The following is a 20376-nucleotide window of genomic DNA, read 5'->3' on the forward strand; positions in this document are numbered from 1 at the left end:
CCTCACTTCCGTTATGTATAAAGCGAGGGGAACTAAGTCCCCTCGTTTCTTTTATCTTATTTCATTAAGACATTGGTTTATCATGATTTGCTAAAGCGGCTTCTATAATTTCATCCGCCTGATCGTTCTCTTTACGGAACCATTCAAAAAACACTTGCGCTAATACTACACCGTACACAATTTCTTGAATTATTTTCATAATCACACCGCCAAGTTGCTGATCTTCGACAACTGGCATATTTGAAAACAGTTCTGGACCGCTCAAATTAAGACCAGCTAGCGTTTCAACAGGTACACATAATTCCATCGCTTTTAGCCAGACAGAAGCATCTGAATAAGTCGCATAAAGCGGTGTTGCTGCGAAAATAATGAGCGCACATGCCGGTGTCAGCAGTATACCATCTGCAAAAATGTAGCCGACTTTTTTCAAACCGTGTAAAGATCTCCCTTCCCGCTGTTCATTTACGAGCGGCCACCACATGAAAATGGCGAAGATAAAGAGCATGAACGTATATAAACTATGAAGTGTATTACTCATTTTAATGAAATCAAAAATGAGCGGAATATGATAAAACGAGAATAAACCATTAAAGAAAATTAACGCGACTAGCGGACGTGTTCCAAATGAAAAAATAGGGCGAATGACTGGCAGTTCAATTATTGCTTTCCACACCCACCAAGGGATCGCTTTAATAAGCAACGGTGCCACGACAAGATATAAAATCGCCATTTGAATCATGTGATATGTCATCATAATGTGACCCATCAAATCGATTGGAGACCCTTTGACTACATAGAGGATAGCCATTGCTGTTAAAAAGAGAACAGTCTGTCTTTTTGTCAATGGCTCACTAACGCTGAAATCTTTTCTCCATTTCACAGTAATTAAGAAAAAGAGAACGGTTAAAAACAAAAGCACTACAATAAATAAAGGACTCCATAGAGCCGGAAAGCCAAATATTCCTATAGGCATCATTCTTATCACCTCAATATTTTTTAGATGCTCTATCCATTATAACCCGCTAAAAAGCTTCATACAACGCTATGTATTGACAAGTTCATGACAGAAAAAAAGTGTTCCCTTGAAAAAAGGAAACACTTTTTTTACTTACCACCAGATGATTGTCAAGAAGGCAAGGACTGTTACAAATCCAACAAGTACGCCAGAATACATAAAGAATTGTGGCACTTCATGACCTTTGTGACTCATATGCATGAAATAATAAAGCTGAAATATAACCTGTACGATAGCAAGAAGTAAAACAAATGGAAGGATAAACCATTTAGAGAATCCTGCTCCAACAGCTGCAAACGCAATAACCGTAAAGAAAATCATCATCGTGAATGTCACGACCTGCATTCTCATTTCTTCTGCACTTTTCTTACGACGGTATTCATAGTTAACTTTAGGCTCACCTGAATTCGTTTGTAAATTCGCCATCCGTTATCCCACCATTCCCATTAAGTATACAACCGTAAAGATAAACACCCATACGACATCAATGAAATGCCAGTAAAGACTTGCTAGGTAAAACTTCGGTGCATTGTACAGGTTCAATCCGCGCTTTGCATTACGGATCATAAGAGCAATAATCCATAAAAGACCGAACGTAACATGGGCTCCATGGAAACCGACTAGTGTATAAAACGCTGAACCGAATGCACTGCTTGTAAATGTATGTTCATATTCGTGAACATAATGATTGAACTCATAAATTTCACAGCCTAAGAATGCAAAACCAAGCATGACGGTAATGAACAGCCATGTTTGCATTTTTTTAAAGTTATAATTTTTCATATGATACATCGCAAAAACAGATGTTAATGAACTTGTCAAAAGAAGCATCGTCATCAAGAACACGAGCGGAAGTTCAAACAGATCTTTCGCAAGTGCGTGATCTGGACTTGGTACACTATCTTTCAACGCCAAATACGTAGCGAACAATGAGGCAAATAAAACCGTCTCACCGCCAAGGAAAAGCCAGAAACCTAAAAACTTGTTTTTCCCTTCCAGAGTTGCCTGTTCAGGCGATTCAGGCCACGTCTGCGGCGTGAATTTTTCTTCAGCTGCCATTATCGTGTCCCCCCCTTATTAGCATCATCAAGAAGTTCTTCTTTATGAATATGATAACCATGATCATCTTTAATTGACCTGTAAAGCATTGAACCGAATGTTACAACCAGACCGAAAATTAATACCGGGATGGCCCATCCTTTATCATCCACGTGATACATCGCACCAAAAGCTCCAATAAATAAACCTAATGAAACCATGAATGGTGTAAATGAATTGTTTGGCATATGAATGTCACCAATTGGTTCTGCTGGTGTCATCTCTGTTTTGCCTTCCAATTTCTCAATCCAGAATGGATCTAGACCACGTACAAGTGGAAGTTGTTTAAAGTTGTAAAATGGTGTTGGCGATGGAATTGCCCACTCAAGTGTACGTCCATCTTTCCATGGGTCCATTCCAACTTTCACATTTTTCACTTGTGTCACAACGACATTAATTAACAATACAATGACAGCGACAAACATAAACGCAGCACCAATTGAACTAATTAAGTTTCCAGTCTCTAACCCTTGCCCCGGTAAGAATGTCCAAACACGGCGTGGCATCCCCATAAGTCCAAGGAAATGCTGAATAAAGAATGTTAAATGGAAACCTATAAGGAAGAGTACAAATGTTACTTTCCCTAGTTTTTCACTTAACATTGTGCCGAACATTAGCGGCCAATAAAAGTGAACAGCGGCTAATAAACCAAACACAACGCCACCAACGATAACGTAGTGGAAGTGAGCAACGATAAAATAACTGTCATGGAACTGGTAATCGGCTGGAGCAGCTGCTTGCATAACCCCTGTTACCCCACCCATAACGAATGATGGAATAAATGCAATGGCATAAAGCATCGGCACTGTAAACTGAATACTTCCGCCCCACATCGTTAAAATCCAGTTAAAGATTTTAATCCCTGTTGGAACAGCAATCGCCATTGTAGCTACTGCAAAAATTGCATTTGCAACCGGGCCTAAACCAGTTGTAAACATATGGTGAGCCCACACCATGAAGCCAAGAAAACCGATTAACACAGTCGCGAATACCATTGAAGAGTATCCGAACAAACGTTTTCTTGAAAACGTTGGAATAACTTCAGAGAAAATACCGAACGCCGGTAAAATAAGAATGTACACTTCCGGGTGACCAAAAATCCAGAATAAATGCTCCCAGATGACTGTGTTACCACCCATGGCTACATCAAAAAAGCCCGCTCCGAACATACGATCAAATAACATCATGAACAAACCAACAGTAAGTGGTGGGAATGCAAAAAGAATAAGCGCTGATGCGACAAATGTTGTCCATGTGAAAAGCGGCATTCTCATGTATGTCATGCCCGGCGCACGCATATTGATAATGGTAACGAGGAAATTAATTCCCCCCATCAATGTACCGAAACCGGAAATTTGCAGACCAAGTACATAAAAGTCAATTCCATGCCCTTCTGATGCTAATGAAAGGGATGCATAAGATGTCCATCCTGCATCCGGTGCGCCACCTAAGAACCATGATAGGTTCAAGAATACGCCGCCGAAAAAGAACAGCCAAAATCCTAAAGCGTTAACAAATGGGAACGCAACGTCACGCGCACCAATTTGAAGTGGCATAACTGCATTCATAAATCCTAATAAAAGTGGCATTGCTGCCAAGAATATCATTGTCGTACCGTGCATTGTAATAATTTCATTAAAAAGACCGGCACTAACAAAATCATTGTTTGGTACAGCCAGCTGAATACGAATCATCATCGCTTCAATACCACCGACTAGGAAGAAGAGACCTCCAGCCAGTAAATAAAGAATAGCGATTTTTTTATGGTCAACTGTCGTTAAATAATCCCAAACTGTACCGGCAAATCCCCGTTTTTGCGTGTGTGCAATGGTACTCAACGGTTTTACCTCCTTTGTGATGTTTCAGTAATTATTTTTCTAGTTTCAGACCCATTAAATATGCTGCCAATTGATCAAGTTCTTGATCGGACAATTCGCCATATGTGCCTGTCATTTTATTTCCTGGTTTATAAGCTTCTGGATTAGCAATCCAGTTTTTCAATTCCTCTTCGTTGTGCTCTAAAATACCTGCAACACGTGTACGATCACCAAAATCTGCAAGATTCGGTGCCAGTCTTGCTGCTTCTGGACGTGCATCTGCTGGTGATACAGCGTGACAGCTCAAGCATTTTTGATTGAATATTTCCTGCCCTGCAGCTGCCTGTGGATCTTGCGGCGCAGCTTCTGCGTCAACTGTCTGCATCGCAGTTACCCACTGATCAAACTCATCTTGTGGAAGTGCCTGCACTTTAAAGTCCATCAATGCATGCGATGGTCCGCAAAGTTCAGTACATTTTCCATAGAAAAGATTATCCGCTTCCTTTGCTTTTTCATTATCAAATTCAAGCCACATTTTGTTGACGTTGTCCGTATTGGCATCAATTTTTCCACCCGCAGCCGGAATCCAGAACGAATGTTTAACATCTGACGCTTTTATATTAAAATACACTCTCTGATCCGTTGGAACGACAAGTTCCTGACTTGTAATGATTTTTTGATTCGGGTACTCAAATTCCCACCAATAAAGACTCGCGCGAACATTGACAACGAGAGCGTCGGTTGTACCATCTTCATTCTTTTTATCCATTGCTTTCGTATCCGCAAGTTCAAACGTAGTGATAACGGTCGGAACGGTAAGAATGATGAGTAAGAGAATCGGAATAACTGTCCAGACAATCTCTAAGACATGGCTTCCTTCCACTTGTTTTGGGATGGATTCGTCGCCTTTTTTACGTCGGAATTTAATGACTGCTACAGCAAACATAATCGATACAACGATGATAACACCGACCATAATCACAGTACTCAAGATCATGAGATCATATGCAATTTGACCCGCTTCTCCGGCTGGAATCAACGTTGAAAGAAATGGTTCACCACAGCCAGACAGAACAAGCGTCAGCAAGGCAAAAACGATCAAAAGACGCCCTTTTGTTAACTTCTGTTTCATAGCTTATTACTACCCCTCTTTCCTATAGATTTCTAAAAACAGTACATATATATGGATTTCTTAAAAGAAAGAATTCCCTCATTTAAATAACGGTTACAATGACCATCGCCACAAACATAATCGTTAAATACTGAAGTGAATAAACAAACATATTTTTCGCCCATTTCAAATCGTCTTTTGCCTTAAAACCAGTAATCGCAAGCGTTACCCATCCAATATTTAATATGGTAGCCAGAGTGAAAAACGCAAGGCCAAGATCCATCATAAAGAACGGAAGGGGCAACAGTAATAGTGTCCAGACGAACATATGGCGTTTTGTGACAGCAAATCCCTTCACTGTAGGCAGCATAGGAATGCCTGCTTTTCCGTATTCCTCGCTCCGTTTCATCGCCAACGCATAAAAATGCGGTGGCTGCCAGATGAACATAATTAAAAACAGCATCCATGCGAGTACATCAAGTGTCGGATCGACAGCTGCCCAGCCAATTAATGGTGGCATAGCACCTGATATACTTCCCACAACTGTATTGCTTACATGGCGGCGTTTTGACCACATGGAGTAGATGACAACATAGCTTAAAATACCGACAATGCCAATGACACCTGCTGTGAAGGTTGTCAAAAATAAAAGCGCTGATCCTATAATGACAAGCGCAAGTCCTAAGATCAATACTTTTGAATAACTGATTTTGCCTGTCACAGTCGGTCTTGATTTGGTCCGCTCCATAAGCGGATCAATGTCCCTGTCTATGTAATTATTTAAACTAGCCGAGCCAGCGATAATGAATGCCGAACCGAGCAATGTAAAGAATATGGTATCAAGGTTAGCCATGAACGGGACATCATTCATCACAAAGGCGAGCCACATACCAGTAAAAACCGTAATTAAATTGGAATTGACAATACCAATTTTTATGAGCGCCAAAAAATCTTTCATCGCTGTCGTTTCAGGCACATTTGTTTTATCCATCGTTGTTGCGGCACGCGACACATTTTTCTCCTCCTCTCTCGTACAACAGCTTCTTCCCCTACTATAAAGGATACAGCCGCACTTTTCTACACTATTTAAAAACATTTCCAAACAATACATGTTCTATTCCATATTACATCATATCCGTTCTGTTTTATGTGAACAGATGATGAACTAATTTTGTCGAATTTGTGACTCGTCAATGCGTTCTGTTTTCATTGTTTCATTTTTATAAGATAATATTAATGATTGCAGAGGCTAGTTGCAGAATTGCGTCTTTCTCTGTATGATCATGTACGGATACGTTCATATACAGAAGAAGGTGAATCTATTGCAGAGTTGGCTTAAATGGCTCGGCGTGCTGACAACATTCGTCATGTTAGTCGTGCTGATCGGCGGCGCACTTGTAACAAAAACAGATTCCGGACTTGGTTGCGGAAATGAATGGCCGCTTTGCCACGGACAGATTATTCCGGAAGACATTACGATGGAAACATTTATCGAACTTTCTCATCGAGCTGCCTCAGGAGCAGCTGGGTTGCTTGTTCTGAGTCTTTCAATCGGCTCATGGCGTGTAATTGGACATAAACGGGAAACGAAATTTTTAGCGTTAATTTCCTTTTTCTTTTTAATGGCACAGGCATTAATCGGGGCGGCTGCTGTATTATGGGGACAAAACGATTTTGTTCTGGCGCTTCATTTCGGTATCTCACTCATTTCTTTTGCCTCCGTTCTTTTATTAACATTGCTTATTTTTGAAGTAGACAAGCGCTTTGATGCATCAAACATCGTGATTGATAATCGAATGAAATGGCATACAATTGGTGTAACCCTTTATAGCTATATGGTTGTTTATACAGGGGCACTCGTACGCCACACAGAGGCAAGCATGGTTTGCGGTTCTTGGCCACTTTGCGGAAATAATTCTGTTCTTCCATCGAATATGTATCAATGGATTCAAATGGGCCACCGAGCTGCGGCAGGGCTAATTTTTATTTGGATCGCTTACATTACCTACATTGCCATTAAACATTATAAACAGCAGCGCGTGCTATATTGGGGTTGGCTTATCGCATTCGGTCTCGTGTTATTACAGGTAATTGCTGGCGCGTTTATTATTTGGACAAATTTAAATTTATATGTAGCACTTGCGCATGCTTTATTTATCTCTTGTTTATTCGGCCTTCTCTGCTACTTTATATTACTCATTTCAAGAAGCAATATAAACAGGCAGTAACAAACGGATTACGTAAACATAAAACGAGCCTTGGAAGCGATTCCGAAGGCTCATTTTATTTGTATTTGGAATGATGTAAAATTCAAAAAGATATGTTTGTCTTCACCTATTAATGAACATACTTTTTCCTTTTTCGCCATCGGACGGCCTATTCAAACTCAATCGTATCTCCACGCTGAATATAACCACCTTGAAGGACTTTAGCGTAGACACCAATCGCACCATTATTTTGTTTTACGGCCGTTCTCAGGACACTTGTATCTTTGGGCAGATCACCTTGAGGCAAGGTTGTCATGACACAACGTACTGTTGGCTGTTCAATTTGCAGACGTACCTCTTTCCCGATACGAAGAGTCTTGCCCACCCACTCATTTTCAATAAAGCCTTCTCCATCAGGTACTTCGACAACAAGATTCGGACGGAAGCGTCGTGCTTCAATCCTACTTTCTGGATTCAATTTTCGCATGTGATCAATGGTAGCTGTAGTGAGCAAATGAACCATCGCTGCATCAAAAAAAGTGCCTTGTGGAGATGCACAGCTAATGACTGAATTACGGTTATTCAATTCGTCCATATCTGGGATATACTCTTCAAATTGTACTTCGTTAGATGTTGGTGTGACGAGATGAACAGGACGATTCAAATTCTCTGAAAGTCGATCATTTAGCTTTTTTTCAGTACTCACCCCCGTCGAACCGTCGGGAAAGGTGATCCGAACGTCCCAAACAGAGTTAGAATTAGTAGGAGGCTCAACAAATGAAGCGCGATAATCAAACATGTTTGGCCACTTCCGTGGATTTTTCGCGTTAGCAAGCTTTCCCGTTGACATATCCATCAAAGCGTATGCACGGTCTCCTAGCAACCCGTTTAATGTCACATAGCATGCATTCATTTCTTCTCCCATCATTGACTTTACAGGATAACGCCAGACTGCGACTACTTTTGGATTTTCCATGAAATTTTGCTCCTTTATAAAGTTTTACATTTTATTCTTCAAATTCAATTATAACCCTTCCATCATATATTTGTCGGTATTAATCAAAATATTCAAAAAATATCTACTTTTGTATAGATTATTGTCTCTAGAGGCATCAAATCGATTATAAATGAGCTTTGACCAAAAAAATCCCCAAATAAGGAATTTTCAAGATTCCGTTATTTGGGGCCAGTTTCATTTATTTATTTTTCAAGCTCAACAAGTAAATCACCAGTAGCGATCGCTTCGCCGCTTTGGACGTAAACCGCTTTTACTGTTCCGTCAAACGGTGACTGCACTGTCGTTTCCATTTTCATCGCTTCCGTGATCATCAAATGATCCCCGCGTTTTACCTTATCACCTTTTTCAAGGATGACTTTAATCACCGTACCTGGCATCGTCGCACCGATATGACCTTCATTTTTCGGGTCTGCTTTTACTTTTGCATTGACAACTGATTTAATGCTTTCATCTTTAATGACTACATCACGCGGCTGCCCATTTAGTTCAAAGTTAACAATACGTGTTCCATCTGCCTGTGGGTGGCCAATTGAGATCAATTTCACAATCAGCGTTTTACCCGTTTCGATTTCGATTTCTTTTTCTTCACCTAGACGCATCCCATAAAGGTATGTAGGCGTATCCAAAACCGAAATATCGCCGAATTGAGCAACGACTTTTGTGTAATCCGTAAATACTTTAGGGTACAATGCATACGCAATGACTTCATGGTCTGTTGGATCTTCGTCGATTTCTTTCTTTAGTTCTTCACGTAACGCTTCAAAATCAACGTCTGCAAGCAGTTCGCCAGGACGCACTGTAATTGGAGCCTTTCCTTTCAGAATAACGTTTTGAAGCGCCTCAGGAAATCCGCCGACCGGCTGGCCAAGATAACCTTCAAACAGCTCTATCACCGAGTCCGGGAAGTCGATTTTGTCACCTCTGAGCAAGACTTCTTCTTCAGTCAAATCATTCTGTACCATGAATAATGCCATATCACCAACAACCTTAGAAGATGGCGTTACTTTAACAATATCACCGAACATTAAGTTCACACGGCGGTACATGTCTTTCACTTCATCCCAACGCTCGCCAAGACCGACTCCTTTTGCTTGCTGCTGAAGATTACTATACTGACCTCCTGGCATTTCGTGCTCATAAACTTCTGTATGAGGTGCGAGCATGCCGCTTTCAAATGGCGCATAGTATTTACGTACATCTTCCCAATAAGAAGACAATTTTTCAAGCGCATCGGTGCTAACAGAAGGTGCACGATCTGTTCCTTCAAGCGCATAGCGAAGTGTATTTGCACTTGGCTGTGATGTTAAACCAGCCATTGAGCTGAGTGCCGTATCCACAATATCAACACCGGCTTCAATCGCTTTCGTATACATGTAAATGCCGTTTCCGCTCGTATCATGTGTATGAAGATGAATCGGAATATTAATTGTTGCTTTTAATTCAGAAATAAGACGGTAAGCAGCTTGTGGTTTTAATAAGCCTGCCATATCTTTAATGGCAAGAATATGAGCACCCTGTGCCTCTAGTTCTTTCGCCATTTGTTTATAATATTCGACGTTGTATTTTGCACGGGATGGATCATCAATATCACCTGTATAGCAAATGGCTGCTTCGGCAATTTTGCCCGACTGGCGAACAGAATCAATGGCGACTTCCATTCCTTTTACCCAGTTTAAACTGTCAAATATACGGAAAACATCGACGCCAGATTCTGCTGACTGCTGAATGAATTCACGAATGACGTTATCTGAATAGTTTTTGTAACCGACCGCATTCGCTGAACGAAGAAGCATCTGAAACAATACATTCGGCACTTGCTTGCGAAGTATCTCAAGGCGTTTCCATGGATCTTCTTTCAAGAAACGATAAGCTACATCAAATGTCGCTCCGCCCCACATTTCCATTGAGAATAATTCGGGAAGTAAACGCGCCGTTGCCGGTGCAATATGCATTAAATCATTGGTCCGTACACGTGTAGCGAGAAGCGATTGATGGGCATCACGGAATGTCGTATCAGTAAGCAATACTTTATTCTGTTCTTTTACCCAATTGACAAGACCTTCTGCCCCTTGCTCATCCAAAATTTGTTTCGTGCCGCTTGCTGGTTTTTCAGACAGCTTCACTTTTGGAATGCGTGGTGTTTCAAAGACTGGTTTTTTCTTCTGTTCTACACCAGGGACACCGTTAATTGTGACTGTTCCAATGTAGTTAAGCATTTTTGTTGCACGGTCTTTCTTTTTAGGAAAATTAAAAAGTTCCGGGGTTGTGTCAATAAATGACGTATCGTAATTGCCCGCAATGAAATCTTCATGGCGCATGACGTTTTCAAGGAATGGAATATTGGTTTTGATGCCTCGAATACGAAATTCCTGCAAATTGCGCATCATTTTTGATGCTGCTTGTTCAAATGTCATCGCAAATGTGGACACTTTTACAAGTAAAGAATCATAATATGGTGTAATAACAGCACCTTGGAAACTATTCCCCGCATCTAAACGCACACCGAATCCGCCGCCCGAACGATACGCCATAATACGGCCTGTATCTGGCATAAAATCATTTTCCGGATCTTCCGTCGTAACACGTGACTGAATGGCATAACCCATTGTACGAATGTTTTCCTGCACTGGAATGGCCACTTTCGCACTATGCATAGAATGACCTTCTGCAACTAAAATTTGTGTTTGAACGATATCAATACCCGTGATCAATTCGGTAATTGTATGTTCTACCTGAATACGCGGGTTCACTTCAATAAAGTAGAAGTCGTCCCCTGCTGTTAAAAACTCAACCGTTCCGGCATTTAAATAGTTTACTTTTTTCATTAACTTAACAGCTGCTTCACAAATACGGTCACGCAAATCTTCTGAAATCGATACAGCTGGTGCAACTTCGACAACTTTTTGATGACGGCGCTGTACAGAGCAGTCTCGTTCATATAGATGAACGACATTGCCTTCGTGGTCACCGATAATTTGGACTTCAATATGCTTTGGATTTTGAACAAATTTTTCCACATACACTTCATCGTTTCCGAACGCTGCTTTCGCTTCGGATTTCGCACGATCGTATGATTCACGTACTTCTTCAACATTTTGTACAATCCTCATACCGCGGCCGCCGCCGCCAAGCGATGCTTTAATAATAATCGGAAATCCGTGCTGTTTACCAAACTCCACAACTTCTTCAAGGCTGTTAACTGGGCCGTCTGTACCCGGGATTACTGGAATATCCGCATTGATTGCCTGGGTACGCGCTTTTACTTTATCTCCAAACATATCCAGATGGCTTGATTTCGGCCCGATAAAGATAAGTCCTTCTTCTTCGCAACGTTTTGCGAATTCGATATTTTCAGATAAAAAACCATATCCAGGATGAATAGCATCAACATCTGCCTGCTTAGCAATTTCTATGATGCCTTCAATGTCAAGATATGCATCAATTGGCTTTTTTCCTTCCCCGACAATGTATGCTTCGTCTGCTTTATAACGATGATATGAACCGGAATCCTCCTTTGAATAGATAGCAACCGTACGGATATGTAATTCGGTGCAGGCTCGGAAAACACGAATTGCGATTTCTCCCCTGTTCGCCACCAGCACTTTGCTGATTTTTGTCATCTTCATCTCTCCCCTTGATATAATGATAATGTATATATAAAAAGGTTCAGCAAATTGAACCTTTTTATTTTAATGTTATGATTTGTAATTTTTTTCATATTTCGCATACATAGAGATGTTCACTAAAATGCCCATTGATATCGAAAGCAAAATGAGTGATGAACCGCCGTAACTAATAAATGGAAGTGGTACACCTGTAATCGGAATTACGCCTGATATACCGCCCAAATTAATAAACGACTGAATCCCAATCATAGATGAGATGCCAACTGCAAGCATAGCACCAAAAGGATCACTGCACTTAATAGATGTGATAAACCCCCTTAGTATGATAAAGGCTAGTCCACCTATTGTAATGATCACACCAAGCACGCCAAGCTCTTCAGCAATGACTGACATGATGAAATCTGTGTGCGGTTCTGGTAAATAGCCAAGTTTTTGAACACTTTGGCCCAGCCCCCGACCGGTTAGTCCGCCAGAGCCAATAGCAATGTACGAATTGACGAGATGATAGCCCGCGTCTTCTTCGTATCTAAATGGATCAAGGTAGCTTGTCAGACGGCTCATTTTTTCTTCTGTAAAAATATTCTCTTTTTGCCATATAAAGAGCGGTGATAGGATCACACCGAGTATGGCTAGAAGCAGTGCAAATTTTGCAAGCTTTTTCATTTTTATACCGGATGACAGCAAAATTGTCAACCCGATTAACAGAATAATGAATGCTGTTCCGAAATCCGGTTCAATTGCAACTAAGAAGACGAAAAGCAGCAGCAAAATAACCGGCGGTGCAATGCTGTCGTTCAATGAATTAATATTTTTTTGTTTTTTAGAAAACGCAGCTGCCATGTAAATAATAATAACAAGCTTTGAAAACTCGGATGGTTGAATAGAACGCGCACCGATCTGAAACCAGCTTTGTGCATTATTCGTAGCACTTCCGAATAGGAAAAGAAAAATGAGGGTTGTAAACATGCCAAGCGTAATCAAAAACACAAACCGCTTCGCTTTCAGCTTTTTATATGGAAAAATCGCCATTACACTAAAAGCTAAAAATGCGATAATAACATGAAGCTTTTGCTTGTCATAAAAAAAGCCACTTGCTACTTCATATTTTTGAACAGCAATAACAGAGCTTGCACTGTAGATCATCATTAATCCAAATAAACAAAGAATCAGAAAGGCGGCAATAAGCGAGTAATCATACGATTTTAACATTCTTTTCCACATATAAACCTTCCATTCGTGCGCTTACCAAAAAGCGGTACTCATTTTAAGTGTAAAAAAACTCAAACTTCCGTTTGAGTTTTTTGTCTGTTTACCGATTAATAGATGCTTCATGTAGAGCGGACAGTTCCTGCTCAAGCGAATCGATAAGCTTTTTACCGTCCGCTTCATCCACTAGTCCAAGACGTATCGCAAAATCTATTTCACGGGATAAACCGAACATTCGAGTGTCTAGCACTTCTTCATAAAGAGGACATTGCGGCATCGTCAAGTTATCCATTTGAACTTTGATGAGACGCAAAATCTTTTCCGCATCCTCCTGCAACAGAGAGTAGGCTTTTTCCCGATGATCTATTTTTAAATTAGATGCCATATTAAACTCCCCCCCTGTCCCAAGATTGAAATTACTTATATAATTAAAGATTTTATCGTTAATTCTGGCAATTTGCAAGGAATTTTAATACGTACACTGACAATCAGAAAAATTCACTGTATACTTACATTTGTACATAGCAAAATTAAAGGAGACTTATTCATGGAGAAAATTATTCCGTTTAAAGGGAAAGTCGCGTTTCCCATCACGCTTGATCCGAGTGTATGGATTTTTGATGACCGCCGGATCGACCTTGATTCTTATTTCGCAGAACCAAATCAACCGGAAGTAGATCCGAATGAAGAATATACGAAAACGGTATCAAAATTCTGGGAAAAAGAAATTCGTGAAGGCGCCATCCTCCCTCCAACAATTAAATCAGAAAAAAAATATGAAAAAGAAAAAGTGCTTAATGGCTCATTTGGTGTACCGCTGTCGCCATTTTTAAACAATGCAGAGCCTGCTGACGATGCATCCTGGCTTGTAATCGAAACGAAAAATGGCGATCATTCTTTTTCCATTGAAAATGCTGATTCACTCATTATGGCTTTTTCAAATAAAGGAAAACCATTTCTCGAAGATGGGCCTGTCCATATTTTATTAAAAGATGGCTCAAATCTCGATCAACCGATTACGCACGTGACGGCCATCCGCCTAGACTGAAAAACCTTTCTAATGTACGGAAGGTTTTTTCAATTTCCAGATAATGTTGTATCTGTTTCAGTAATAAACAGCGTTTGATCTGCAGTCATATCGACTTCATATGGATCCTGAACGTCTGTTCCGTTTTCCTCTAGAATCAACAGCAAGGGACGATCACTTATATACTCATTTTGCCTGGAGACCACTCCTTTTCGTCCATCGTTCAACCAGACCGTCAATCCTGTCGGATACATAACGATGGCCCGGCGAAACATTTCAACATAGTCTTTTTCAAACTGTGATCCTGACCCTGCATACAATATTTCCATTCCTTCATGCGGGAGCATCGCCCTTCTGTACACACGATTTGATGTAACAGCATCATATACGTCTGCAACACCGATCATTTTACCGTAAACATGAATTTCATTTCCTTTTAATCCTCTTGGGTAACCTGTACCATTAAGCCGTTCATGATGCTGCCATGCACAATGGGCCGATGTAAGCGGCAAACTGGATTCTTTACGCAATAGCTCAAAGCCATATTCCGTATGTTTTTTGACAAGTTCAAATTCTTCTTCTGTCAATCTAGAAGGTTTTTTTAATATGTGGGAAGGGATGATCATTTTGCCGACATCATGAAGCATAGCACCTATTCCAATTTCCTCCGTCTGCTTCGCGGTGAGATTCTTCATCTTCATGCTTAACGCCAGCGTATAAATCGTTACGTTAAGCGAATGACTAAACACATAATCATCATGTACATACAGGTGCGTAAGCAAATCGATCGCTTCTCTCCTATCGCGGATTTGAGCGATTATATCACGGACAACAGAATAAAATTTTTTTTCTATTTTATGGAATGAAAATCGAATAGATTCTGTTGCAAGATCCTGTTGTACTTGGCCAAAAGCTTCTGTCATAACCTGTATCGCTTCACGACGCGTTTCTTCTGTTAAAACAGGCTGGATCCAAATATCATCCGTACGCCCATCTTCAATATACACATACGTAATACCTAACATCTGCAGCCTGTTAAGAATGGATGTCGTCAAAGTGGCCCCCGTTTTCAACAAAACGTTCCCTTTGTTATTAAACACATTTTTCGCTAGTTTTACGTCTTCCTTTATAGATGATACAGCGACCAATCTCAACTTGCTCCCGTCTCCTTACGTAGTCAACACCCATTCTCGTTAACTGAAAATTTCTCTTTTCAACGAACTCATGACTTAACGGTCTAGCTTAAGAGCAGTTTATCTATCATACATTTTCTCAAAAACGGGCTCTTTTACAATTTGCGAACCGTAAAACATGACATTCGGCACTTCTGTAACTATGATTTCAATATACGTTCTACTGCAACACCAGCTTTTCCACTGATAGTATAATTCGTTTCGGCTACAAAAATTGCAACAGATACATATGATTTTTTATCAATATTTTCAATCATCTTTGACCAGCTATCGATAGCAATTCGAATCGTTTTTTCGTCTGGCAAAAAGATCAAGGAAACTGTATTCATGAATGGGGCACCTATCCGCATTTACCGTTGAAAACAGTGCAAATCGTTCCTTCTGCAACGCTCCAAATAAATCCAAGAGTAAGTATCCCTCACTTCGGCTAGCCAAAAATACCCCCTCCTTTAGCTTTTTATTCCATTATAACGGGAAAGATATTCCTTTTCTATAGAAAAGTAATCTGCCTTTATTCATGTTATACTATAAAAAAATAGTATGGGGGTGTGTCATGCGAGTAAAATGCATTATTTGCGATAAAATTGAAACGATTGAAGATAGTCTTCCTGCTGCAAAAAAACTGCGAAACCGTCCTATTCATACATACATGTGTGATGATTGTCGGATGCGTATCACTGAGAATACGACAAAGCGAGTCAACACGGGTCAGTTTTTTGTCTACCGATCAGGCAAACAAAAAGAATGGCTTCCATAAAATATACTTCATAAGCGGCCACCTTGTCCCGTCTTTATTTGTATTTTCTCTATCCGTTAATGCTGTAAAGGCTGCTGCCCCTGTGTCTACTTATCTCTACTCGATACTAAGACATATCTCAAGATCTTATATGCGCTCATATTGAGCTTTTATAACAACAAAAAAATATAAGCGGAAGGCTTAAACGCCTTCCGCTTTATTCGTTATGTTGTATTTTCTTCTTTTTGATGCTTTTTAAGCCTAAATTTATACGTACCTAAGATCAGTGCCGCAACAATCAGGCTTTCGACAACTGGCAATTGATATGACAGTATTAAAAGAAGCAACGAACCAACGGCAAGTGAAATATAAATAATGACGTTCTGCCACATTTTTAATTTTTTCGCAAACCCGAGATTGTAAACGAGAATGGAAAGGGCAACTAATATACCCCAATAAATGTAGACAGCTGCTTTAACACCGAACGCCTCAATGATTGCTCCTAGAAGCGGACTGACGTGTTCAAGTCCTTCCACACCTATCTCCTCCTGCTTATTTACTTATTATACTTTCTTTTTTGCTGCACGCTCGCGTTCACTCTTATCAAGTATTTTTTTACGAAGACGAATGGATTCTGGTGTTAATTCACAATACTCATCATCATTTAAATACTCAAGTGCTTCTTCAAGCGACATAATACGAGGTTTTTTCATCGTTGCTGTTTGGTCTTTATTTGCTGAACGGACGTTTGTCGCCTGCTTTGTTTTCGCAATGTTAACCGTCAAGTCATTATCACGTGTATGTTCGCCGACGATCATGCCTGCATAAATCTCCGTTCCTGCTTCAACAAAGATAATTCCACGGTCTTCAACACCCATGATACCATAAGTTGAAGCTTTTCCTGTTTCCTGGGAAACGAGGACACCTTGGCGACGTCCACCGATCCGGCCTTTTTGCATTGGCTGATAAGAATCAAATGTGTGGTTAATAATCCCATAACCGCGTGTCATTGTTAAGAATTCAGTTGTGTATCCAATCAAACCGCGTGCCGGCACCATGAAAATTAAGCGCACTTGACCATTTCCATTGTTCACCATATCTAGCATTTCGCCTTTACGTGTACCGAATGATTCGATAATTGAACCAGTGTATTCTTCTGGCACGTCAATTTGAACACGTTCTACCGGTTCGCATTTCACACCATCAATTTCACGAACAATTACTTGAGGTTTTGATACTTGAAGTTCGAACCCTTCACGGCGCATGTTCTCGATTAAGATCGACAAATGAAGTTCGCCGCGGCCCGATACGATCCATTCATCAGGTGACGATGTATTTTCAACACGCAGACTGACATCCGTTTCTAATTGCGCATGCAAACGTTCTTCAATTTTTCTAGACGTAACAAATTTTCCTTCGCGTCCTGCAAACGGACTGTTGTTCACTATGAAATTCATTTGAAGTGTCGGCTCGTCAATACGGAGAACTGGAAGTGCTTCCTGGTGCTCTGTCGGTGTTACCGTCTCACCTACGTTAATATCTTCCATTCCTGATACTGCAACCAAGTCGCCTGCTTTTGCTTTTTCAATTTCAATTCGTTTCAACCCGAGGAAACCGAACATTTTTGTAACACGGAATTGTTTTACCTTCCCATCCAGTTTCATAAGAGCAACAGATTGACCTACTTCCATTTCACCACGGAAAATACGGCCAATCCCAATACGGCCTAAATAATCGCTGTAATCAAGAAGAGCTACCTGGAATTGAAGCGGCTCATCACTATTATCAATTGGTGCTGGAATGTGTTCAATAATTGCCTCGTAAAGAGCTTCCATGTTTTCATCTTGCTTATCTGGTGTTTTGCTTGCTGTGCCATTAATACCGGAAGCATATATAACTGGAAATTCAAGTTGCTCGTCATTCGCATCAAGCTCAATGAACAATTCGATTACTTCATCGACTACTTCCGCTGGGCGGGCAAAATCACGGTCAATTTTATTGACAACGACGATCGGACGCAAATTTTGCTCCAACGCTTTTTTCAACACGAAACGGGTCTGCGGCATACATCCTTCATACGCATCAACAACTAAGAGAACACCATCAACCATTTTCATGATCCGTTCTACTTCACCGCCGAAATCCGCATGTCCTGGTGTATCGAGAATGTTGATTTTTGTGTCTTTATATTGAATCGCAGTATTTTTCGCCAAAATCGTAATGCCGCGCTCCCGTTCAATGTCATTTGAATCCATCGCACGCTCTTCCACATGTTCATTTGAACGAAAAATACCGGACTGCTTTAATAGCTGATCGACGAGTGTCGTTTTTCCGTGGTCAACATGGGCAATAATCGCGATGTTACGTAAATCGTTTCTTGTTTTCAAACTATTTCCTCCTGCTCTTTTCTAGAAACTTCTTCAACTACAGTTTCCATTAACTGCGTTATTATATCACACACTTTACAAGATGCCTATTTGAAAAAAAATGATCGTTGCAAAAAAAGAATGACTTATACTACAATAAAGAAAAGAAAAGGAGGCTTAGCATAGTGTCTAACATACAATGGCCGTTTCTTGGTTTTGCTGTTCTTGCCGCTGCTTGCATGATTGGCACAGGCGTCGCAATCGGTGAACATAGCTGGATTGGTGCCGTTCTTTCGATTTTGATTCTTATTGGTGTCATGGGTTTTGGTTTTTCATACAAAGCAAAATTGCGCCGCTTAGGCAAACTATAAAAAAGTCGGAAAGACAAATTACTGTCTTTCCGACTTTTATTTTAAATAGCCGGTTACTATTTGTTCATGCAGCCCCGGTGCAGAAGCGAGGAGCGGATTGATTGTCAGCATGTTGACATCGGACCCGTCCAGTTTGCTCACAACACCACCTGCTTCTTCCACAATTATTTTGCCACCTGCAAAATCCCACGGTGCGTTTCTCATCGTTATATAGGCACTCAACCGTCCTGAAGCTACATACGCCAGCTCAAGTGCCGCCGAACCGTATGAGCGGGTTCCACGCACTTCATTGGCCAATGCAATCAATTTGTTTTGATCGAAATGGCGGTTATTAATTAGCCAAGTTGAACTGATACCGATCATGGCTTTTTTTACAGGCACAGGTTTCAACTTTTCAAGCGGCACATCATTCATCCACGCGCCTTCCCCATGCCTCGCATGATACAACTCATCATGCACAATATCGTATATATATCCAAGCATGCCTTTTCCATTTTCATAAATACCAATTGAAATAGCGAAGTTGCGCTGCTGATGGACAAAATTCATCGTTCCGTCAATCGGATCGATAATCCAAATGATACCATTAAGTGACTGAACATGATCCCCTTGACCTTCCTCACCTAAAATAGCATGAGCAGGATAGTTCGTACGAATATTTTCAATAAAAAATCGTTCTGTTTCTTTATCCATATTTGTGACTAAATCATTTGGATTCGACTTCGACTGAATACTCAGTGAATGATGGAAGGATTCTCTAATTAACGCTCCTGCTTCTTGAATCCAGCGCTTTACCTCTCCATCTATTTCTGCCCAATTTGTCATATTTTATCCCCCCTGGCTCCACTCTGAATTCCAATTCAGTTTATTTTCACATTAAACTAATTTATAAAGGTTATCAAGTTTTTCCATTCAAAAGCACTGTGGTACTATGTATAATTATAGAAAAGTTGAAAGGAGTTTCACATGACAACACCGTTTTTCACAAAGGAAGATTTTCAAGTGTTTAAGATTGAAGGACTTCAAGAGAGAATGACTGCTATTCAAGAACAAATTCAACCGAAATTCAAAAAAGTCGGTGATGAACTCACAGATGATCTTTCAGCACTGCTTGGTCAGGAAATGTTTTTACATATTGCCAGGCATGCGCGTCGTAAAGTGAATCCGCCTAACGATACGTGGCTAGCGATCGCAGGCAACAAACGTGGGTACAAACAACACCCGCATTTTCAAATTGGCTTATTTGACGATCATGTTTTTATTTGGTTAGCGTTTATTTATGAACTTCCTCAAAAAACAGCCATCGCGAAAACATTTTTGAACAACATGGACATGATCAAAAAAACCATTCCATATAATTATGTCATTTCGTTAGATCATTTAAAAAAGGACGCTGTTTCATTGGCAGAAATCAATTTAACGGAAGCCCTTGAACGTTTTCACGACGTAAAGAAAGCTGAATTATTAATCGGCCGGCACATTGCATCAAAGGACCCCGTTTTAAAAGACGATACAGCATTTTACAAACTGGCGAAAGAAACGTTTGAAACGCTTATTCCATTGTATAAACTGTCGTATAAATAAA

At 40.4% G+C, this 20376-nt stretch carries 20 protein-coding genes; 5 read left to right on the plus strand and 15 right to left on the minus strand.

Features of this window, described 5'->3' with window-relative positions; all coding sequences use genetic code 11:
• Positions 1-64 precede the first annotated feature (64 nt).
• From ctaG to cyoE, 6 genes are all read right to left on the minus strand, one after another.
• Entirely contained in the window at positions 65-973 is a 909-nt protein-coding gene (gene ctaG / locus BLL40_RS06575; RefSeq protein WP_073711108.1) for a cytochrome c oxidase assembly factor CtaG, read from the minus strand.
• A 135-nt stretch (positions 974-1108) separates the two neighbouring features.
• Positions 1109-1441, minus strand: coding sequence for a cytochrome c oxidase subunit IVB (gene ctaF / locus BLL40_RS06580; RefSeq protein WP_073711109.1), 333 nt, complete (start codon positions 1439-1441; stop codon positions 1109-1111).
• A 3-nt stretch (positions 1442-1444) separates the two neighbouring features.
• Positions 1445-2074, minus strand: a complete 630-nt coding sequence (locus BLL40_RS06585) for a cytochrome (ubi)quinol oxidase subunit III (protein WP_073711110.1) — start codon at positions 2072-2074, stop codon at positions 1445-1447.
• A complete protein-coding gene (gene ctaD, locus BLL40_RS06590) occupies positions 2074-3951 on the minus strand; it encodes a cytochrome c oxidase subunit I (RefSeq protein ID WP_073711111.1) in 1878 nt (625 codons plus the stop codon). The genes BLL40_RS06585 and ctaD overlap by 1 nt, the downstream gene beginning before the upstream one ends.
• Positions 3952-3982: 31 nt before the next feature.
• Complete coding sequence (gene coxB, locus BLL40_RS06595; RefSeq protein ID WP_073711112.1) at positions 3983-5062, minus strand: cytochrome c oxidase subunit II; 1080 nt, start codon at positions 5060-5062, stop codon at positions 3983-3985.
• Positions 5063-5144: 82 nt separating this feature from the next.
• Positions 5145-6032, minus strand: coding sequence for a heme o synthase (cyoE, locus tag BLL40_RS06600; protein ID WP_073711265.1), 888 nt, complete (start codon positions 6030-6032; stop codon positions 5145-5147).
• 331 nt (positions 6033-6363) lie between these two features.
• Here cyoE and BLL40_RS06605 point away from each other — a divergent pair, with 331 nt between their 5' ends.
• Positions 6364-7269, plus strand: coding sequence for a COX15/CtaA family protein (locus BLL40_RS06605; RefSeq protein WP_073711113.1), 906 nt, complete (start codon positions 6364-6366; stop codon positions 7267-7269).
• Between the two features lie 148 nt (positions 7270-7417).
• Here BLL40_RS06605 and BLL40_RS06610 read toward each other — a convergent pair whose 3' ends face one another.
• The 4 genes from BLL40_RS06610 to BLL40_RS06625 form a co-directional block, all read right to left on the minus strand.
• Positions 7418-8224: an MOSC domain-containing protein gene (locus BLL40_RS06610; RefSeq protein WP_073711114.1), complete on the minus strand. Its 807-nt coding sequence runs from the start codon at positions 8222-8224 to the stop codon at positions 7418-7420.
• A gap of 224 nt (positions 8225-8448) precedes the next feature.
• Positions 8449-11886 carry a pyruvate carboxylase gene (gene pyc, locus BLL40_RS06615; RefSeq protein ID WP_173799901.1) on the minus strand — a complete coding sequence of 1146 codons (3438 nt, stop codon included), beginning with the start codon at positions 11884-11886 and terminating at the stop codon, positions 8449-8451.
• 75 nt (positions 11887-11961) lie between these two features.
• Complete coding sequence (locus BLL40_RS06620; RefSeq protein WP_073711116.1) at positions 11962-13113, minus strand: FtsW/RodA/SpoVE family cell cycle protein; 1152 nt, start codon at positions 13111-13113, stop codon at positions 11962-11964.
• Between the two features lie 88 nt (positions 13114-13201).
• Complete coding sequence (locus tag BLL40_RS06625) at positions 13202-13483, minus strand: Fpa/YlaN family protein (protein ID WP_073711117.1); 282 nt, start codon at positions 13481-13483, stop codon at positions 13202-13204.
• Between the two features lie 162 nt (positions 13484-13645).
• Here BLL40_RS06625 and BLL40_RS06630 point away from each other — a divergent pair, with 162 nt between their 5' ends.
• On the plus strand, positions 13646-14146 hold the full coding sequence (locus BLL40_RS06630) for a hypothetical protein (RefSeq protein ID WP_073711118.1): 501 nt from the start codon (positions 13646-13648) through the stop codon (positions 14144-14146).
• 29 nt (positions 14147-14175) lie between these two features.
• Here BLL40_RS06630 and BLL40_RS06635 read toward each other — a convergent pair whose 3' ends face one another.
• Together BLL40_RS06635 and BLL40_RS16780 are read right to left on the minus strand one after the other, a co-directional pair.
• Positions 14176-15273, minus strand: a complete 1098-nt coding sequence (locus BLL40_RS06635; RefSeq protein WP_342743115.1) for an HD-GYP domain-containing protein — start codon at positions 15271-15273, stop codon at positions 14176-14178.
• A gap of 185 nt (positions 15274-15458) precedes the next feature.
• On the minus strand, positions 15459-15647 hold the full coding sequence (locus BLL40_RS16780; RefSeq protein ID WP_083566373.1) for a PNPOx family protein: 189 nt from the start codon (positions 15645-15647) through the stop codon (positions 15459-15461).
• 224 nt (positions 15648-15871) lie between these two features.
• Between BLL40_RS16780 and BLL40_RS06645 the strand changes: the two genes are divergently transcribed.
• Positions 15872-16075: a YlaI family protein gene (locus tag BLL40_RS06645; RefSeq protein ID WP_073711120.1), complete on the plus strand. Its 204-nt coding sequence runs from the start codon at positions 15872-15874 to the stop codon at positions 16073-16075.
• Positions 16076-16278: 203 nt separating this feature from the next.
• On the opposite strand, the gene BLL40_RS06650 is transcribed toward BLL40_RS06645, so the two are convergent.
• Together BLL40_RS06650 and typA are read right to left on the minus strand one after the other, a co-directional pair.
• Complete coding sequence (locus BLL40_RS06650; protein WP_073711121.1) at positions 16279-16590, minus strand: YlaH-like family protein; 312 nt, start codon at positions 16588-16590, stop codon at positions 16279-16281.
• Between the two features lie 27 nt (positions 16591-16617).
• Positions 16618-18441, minus strand: a complete 1824-nt coding sequence (gene typA / locus BLL40_RS06655; RefSeq protein ID WP_073711122.1) for a translational GTPase TypA — start codon at positions 18439-18441, stop codon at positions 16618-16620.
• Positions 18442-18605: 164 nt separating this feature from the next.
• Between typA and BLL40_RS06660 the strand changes: the two genes are divergently transcribed.
• Positions 18606-18791, plus strand: coding sequence for a YlaF family protein (locus tag BLL40_RS06660; protein ID WP_073711123.1), 186 nt, complete (start codon positions 18606-18608; stop codon positions 18789-18791).
• A 36-nt stretch (positions 18792-18827) separates the two neighbouring features.
• On the opposite strand, the gene BLL40_RS06665 is transcribed toward BLL40_RS06660, so the two are convergent.
• On the minus strand, positions 18828-19616 hold the full coding sequence (locus BLL40_RS06665; protein WP_073711124.1) for an inositol monophosphatase family protein: 789 nt from the start codon (positions 19614-19616) through the stop codon (positions 18828-18830).
• A 141-nt stretch (positions 19617-19757) separates the two neighbouring features.
• Here BLL40_RS06665 and BLL40_RS06670 point away from each other — a divergent pair, with 141 nt between their 5' ends.
• Positions 19758-20375 carry a YktB family protein gene (locus tag BLL40_RS06670; RefSeq protein WP_073711125.1) on the plus strand — a complete coding sequence of 206 codons (618 nt, stop codon included), beginning with the start codon at positions 19758-19760 and terminating at the stop codon, positions 20373-20375.
• Position 20376: the final 1 nt, after the last annotated feature.

Origin of the sequence: Domibacillus mangrovi, from assembly GCF_001906925.1 — a bacterium.
Taxonomy (GTDB): Bacteria; Bacillota; Bacilli; order Bacillales; family Domibacillaceae; genus Domibacillus; species Domibacillus mangrovi.